Source organism: Rahnella perminowiae (assembly GCF_019049755.1).
Taxonomy (GTDB): domain Bacteria; phylum Pseudomonadota; class Gammaproteobacteria; order Enterobacterales; family Enterobacteriaceae; genus Rahnella; species Rahnella perminowiae.
In genome coordinates, this window is sequence record NZ_JAFMOS010000333.1 from 1 (window position 1) to 5206 (window position 5206).

The 5206-nt window shown below is 42.8% G+C and carries 5 protein-coding genes; all 5 read right to left on the bottom strand.

Features of this window, described 5'->3' with window-relative positions; translation table 11 throughout:
* The coding region (locus J1785_RS03505; RefSeq protein ID WP_217218821.1) for a pilus assembly protein at positions 1-496 on the bottom strand (496 nt) is incomplete at its 3' end.
* Positions 497-514: 18 nt separating this feature from the next.
* Positions 515-1963 carry a type II and III secretion system protein gene (locus J1785_RS03510; RefSeq protein ID WP_217138177.1) on the bottom strand — a complete coding sequence of 483 codons (1449 nt, stop codon included), beginning with the start codon at positions 1961-1963 and terminating at the stop codon, positions 515-517.
* A 25-nt stretch (positions 1964-1988) separates the two neighbouring features.
* Positions 1989-2453, bottom strand: coding sequence for a TcpQ domain-containing protein (locus J1785_RS03515; RefSeq protein ID WP_238483058.1), 465 nt, complete (start codon positions 2451-2453; stop codon positions 1989-1991).
* A gap of 58 nt (positions 2454-2511) precedes the next feature.
* Entirely contained in the window at positions 2512-4221 is a 1710-nt protein-coding gene (locus tag J1785_RS03520) for a type II secretion system protein (RefSeq protein WP_238483059.1), read from the bottom strand.
* 54 nt (positions 4222-4275) lie between these two features.
* Complete coding sequence (locus J1785_RS03525; protein ID WP_217218822.1) at positions 4276-4974, bottom strand: prepilin-type N-terminal cleavage/methylation domain-containing protein; 699 nt, start codon at positions 4972-4974, stop codon at positions 4276-4278.
* Positions 4975-5206 lie beyond the last annotated feature (232 nt).

A 5206-nucleotide genomic window follows, 5' to 3' on the forward strand; every position in this document is an offset into this window, starting at 1 on the left:
ATCCTACTGCGCTCCAAAACATACGTTGTTTCTTTTTGAAAATTTTCTGATTTGATTTACAAGATTCAGCAATAGTGTCTAATTGTGCCAATGAAATTTCAGTTACCTGAAGTCTGGCGTATTTTGACTCAGGCAACGAAGCCACCATTTCCTGAAAGAAATTTTCGGTAATAACACAGTCACTGCCGCTGATAATGATACCGTCCATGATCATCAGCAAGTAAATCTGTCCTTTACCTGCCGAGAAATAATAGAATCCATCACCATAGAGATTTCTAAGATGGACAGCAAAAGGTTCACAACCCGGAGATGTTCTTTCAGAATAACCGATAAGCTCACTGACTTCAGCATCCCCCTGAACACTATAAATATATCTCCGGTGACTACGCCGTATGTTTGCCATCCATTTTAGATATCCCGGCGCCATATTATCGTGTATGGGTAAGTCCCAGATTAAACCGGTCAATATGTTATTGCGCGATAGTGTATTTAACATGACTGTCACATCCAATAATTAATGATTCAGAGGTGCACGATAATAGTCAATACCCACAACCATCACGACGGTATTCTCATCGTCAGCTGTATTTTCACTATAACCTAACAGCTGATATTCTTTATTTTTACTCAGGTCATTCATTTCATACTTCGCGACCATGAGTAAACTACCCGGCGTAACCGCTGTAGAGTTAAACATCTCGGTGGTAGTCACATTGGGCAACTGTACGGTGTCGAAAACATCAATAGAATTTAACTGACTCTTGGTAAAACCGCTGGTGACTTCTACCCGCCCGTCTTTATTGATCCGTGGGGTAATAATAAAACTGGTGCCGGTAATGATTTCAGAGGTTTCGATCTCTACATCTTCCTGACCATTATCATTATTAATGGTGCGTGTTCGCCCGGAAACATAGTATTGAGAATTTGTCATATTGAGCGGTACCGGCGTGTTATTACGGGTGACAAATGTCCCGCTCTGCAGAACTTTACTGCCCGTCAGGGAATAGAGTGCGTTCAATTTGGCCGATACACTGAGTGCATGATCAGCACCCGCACCGAGCGTCATTCCACTATCCATTGTATTCATCATGGCAGTATTAATAACAATGCTTTCACCGCTGTCTATATAGGACATGTTCAGACCTGCACCATACTCTTCCATTTTCTCTTTATTGAGTGTGAAAATTTTGTAGGTGACAATGAATTGGCGATTATTGTCAGCCTGGTATTTTTGCAACACATCATTCAACGCTTTATATTCTGACGGCCGTCCGGTTAGCGTTACGATGGAAGCATCTTTAAATACGGTATACATGCCGCTTGAGACATACTTTTCTGCCATGTCTTCAACGTCATCCCAAAATGTAGATTCGAATTTAGTTTCTGATTTGCCTTTCAGTCCCCCATTGCTAACCGCATCATTCGAAAGATCGAGACTGGCTTCAAATTTATTATTTTCTCCATAAAAATCGAGTTTTATGGCATACACGCTATAAGCATCCACTTTAAGAATATTATTCTCATCAAGGGTAGTATTCACATCGTAAAGGGCTGAAACATAGCGCATGAATTCTTCAAAAGTCCCTGTAAAATTAATGCTGTGTGCTTCAATGTTTACTTTACCGCCTTCAAGGCCTTTCTGGTCGGGGAAAGCCAAATTTACTTTATGGCTGACACCTGTTTGCGCGAGTAAAGCATCGAGCACGGTATTCAGATCAGTGGGTTCATAGGAGTTCACAGTAACTTTTTTAGCGAGCAGTGTTTGCCGCGTAGAACTGTAATCCACTTTTTTACCTAAATAAGCAGCATCATATTTCACATAAGGTTTAACTTTCATTTCTCCTGCAGAAGTTGCTCCCGGTAATGTATCCTTAACATTTTCACGTGCAAATGTCTGATTGAATTCATGGTTACACCCCTGAATAAGCAATACCAATGTAATTAATCCAATTCTAGTTTTCATATATCCTTATCCTGAAAATCAGTCGTTACATATCATCAACAAGTAAAACGCGGTTCTTCTGATAGTTTTTGATGTTTAATCCATAATTTTCAGAAGCAAAAAGATCCCCTAAACCTGTCAGCACCTCGTCTTCATTTTTGCCTGTCAGGGTGATGGGGCTAAAAATCAAATAATCACTTTTACTTTGCCAAAGTAATTTATATCCGGAGTCCCTGGCCCATTTCTGTAAACCCTGGCTCAGCAGATCACCGCTATTCAATAACAAAGTCACTTGTAAAGGAGTTGATAAGACGCCCTTAGGTTCAGCAGGAATGTGCAACGAGGGAGAATTCCCGCCGGAGAAGGGGTTGCGGCCTGTTTGTGAAGATGGACTCACTGAAGGGGTTTGAGATGTGGCTGAAATAGTGCCATCGGCATTGACCATTGCATGTGCATATTGCCCCATAGCCACGGACAGTATAATAACGCATCCAATCATTTTAATTTTCATCTTATTTCATCCTGAAATTTTCATAAAAATACAGTGCCGTACCTTCATTTACGTTGCGCTAATAGGGCGGCATGGGGGCATCAGCCCCAGCAGCGGGTTGTTTGATCGAGCTACACCATGAAGTCAGCACAACTGAAAGCGAACTTGGATTAATGACACTGACACCTTTCCCTGAAATATTATCAAACACGCCACTGGTGGCGCTGATGACCCAGTAATCGTCAGGAGATATTTTCTTGTCATTCTCCCGGATGAGATTCACCTGTACGGCAACACCGCTTAAATGATCTAAAACGCCTTTTGTCGTTGTCCGGTTATTTTCGCTGTTGGAGAAATCAGAAAAATCCTCCCCGCCTTCACTTTCGCTGCCTGCGTTTCCCTGTTTGCCTACATCAGCGACAATGGATGAGATTGCAGCAGCCAGCCGTGGATAAAGTACTCGCGGCGCATTTTGGGGATTGCCCGGGGCCGGAGGCGCTAAGGGGCATTTTTGCACCGGAATTTTAATATACCCCGGCTCATCGGTGACGCTTTTATCATAGTTATCCGGGTCATCAATAATGACATCATTAGTGCCCCTGTCTTTTTTATTGCCAAAGGATTGATAGGAAACAACCGGACTGGTCATGAGCGCAATGATATTTCCTTTTTCAGGATCGAAAGCTTCACCTTCAAAAATAACATTCGCCATTAATGTTCCCGTTACAGTTTGGTTGTTAGCATCTTTGGCCGTCAGATGCATGACGCCTTCCTCATTGTTCCGGCCTGTACCGTCTTCAACTTCCAGGCAATGCGTCATCATATTTTCTTTAAGATTCCAGCAGAGCTTATCCACGCCGACTAAGCCATCGGGTTTTATCACTTTCCCCAGACCTGCCTTAAAACTAAACCTAACCCCCAGCTGAGCGGCAGTTTGATCAATCTTATCGAGGTAGGACACCATGCTGCCGAAAGGTACCGCTTCGTCATCTGTCTTCGCGTCATGGGTTTTCAGCAGTTTCCAGCCGGTGCCGAAATTTGCTACATCGGTGCCCTTTGCTTCCCGCCGATAGATATAGTCAGCGTGTTGATATGCCAGGTCGTAATGAGTGAATGCTTTACTAAACGCTGTCGCATAATTTTCGATAGTAAATTTATCCATATCATTTTTACCGTTAATTCCCGGATGAAAACTCACGTAGAAATCAACGCGATCAATAGTCCGTGTCTCTTCGTCACCCACCAGATCCACACGTTCTAATACCAGAGATTTATCCTGGTTGTTTGCCGGCTGATTGCAGGCTAAATCTTCAACCTTGAATTCCTTATCAGCGACTTTCTTGTTGCCCGTGTTGTAACAGCGATGGCTGGTGAAATAACCACGAGACAATGTGTTATCCCACTGAATAAAATGGTCAGTGTCTTTCGGGTCAGTGCTGAAAGCCTGATCCTCTACACGCCAGCCATAGGTTTTACCTTTTTCATTAGCTGTAGAAATCGTTCTGTCGAAAAGCGGGTTCACTATGAAATCCATTTCACCATCAGCGTCGCTGTCCTCAGTAATCTGAATTTCATCCCTGTTAATAAATTGCAACATGCCATGCACTTCGTTCGCAATAATATTGGTCAGGTTTTCTCTGGCCACTGATTCTATTTGTTTCTTTTTAAAGAGAGCGAATGAAGTAAAAACGAGACCCATGATTCCCATTACAACGATCATTTCCAGTAAGGTAAAACCTTTGCTGTTGCTTACCTTTGGCATAAAAATTCCCATCGTTATGGAAGTCATCGAAAATGAGCCTGCAACGATAACGGCCGCAGGCTCCTGTACTCATAAAAACAATTATTTACTGCCTAAAATCAGCGCATTATCTGAACCTGTCGATGCATCGCAGAATCCTGCAGCCACGATGGTTGTCGGACTCAGGGTATCGGCAGTCAGGGTTTTGAGAATAGACGTGGTAGGTTCGCCGGATAACTCTGCGGGTTGTGGTGTTACGAGTGCGCCGGCTGCTGCAGTACCAGAAGCCACATAATCCCATTGTCCGCCCAGCTGGGAAGCAATGTTACGGCAGTCTTCTGTTTCCAGCCCGTTTATCACCAGGTAGAAGCCTTTCGCTTTTGCATCTTCAGAGACGTATTTCACCCCACCAATTTCAAACGCATCATTTGACATGCCATTGAAGGCTTCAGCCGCAGAAATTTTCCCCATCTTAACTAACGTAGAAATTATTGAGCCAGTCGTGTCGGTTGCAGTACCAATTGTCGACTTAGTCAGATCTACAGCACTCACCATCGCAGGGTATTCTGCACTGTCTTTATAAGCTTCAGTCGTCCCTACCCGCACTGAGTTGGTATTATCGGCTAAGTCACTGATATCCTGTGCAGTAAAGGCACGGTTTGCCAGGATTACAACACCTGCAGCAATAATACCGATAATGCCCAGCACGATGATGATTTCCAGTAAGGTCACACCGCGTTGTTTCTTAAGTTCCTGATATTGATTTGCTTTGCGCTTTAGCGCATTAATTGCGTTTTTCATACCTTAATCCTTAGGCTTGAAATATATTCATAAAATGACATAGTAATACGATCCCGCTGAAATACAGTGGGAGTAATATAATAAGACTAATGTCTTAATGTTATGTATAACGTTTTAAAGCTATTAGTACATCTCACTCCTTATTATAAAACCCCATTTCCCTGACCAGCGTTGAAAAGCATAAATCAAAATAAAGCGTTCGTATAGATAATAGGGCAATAAAGAAGATAAA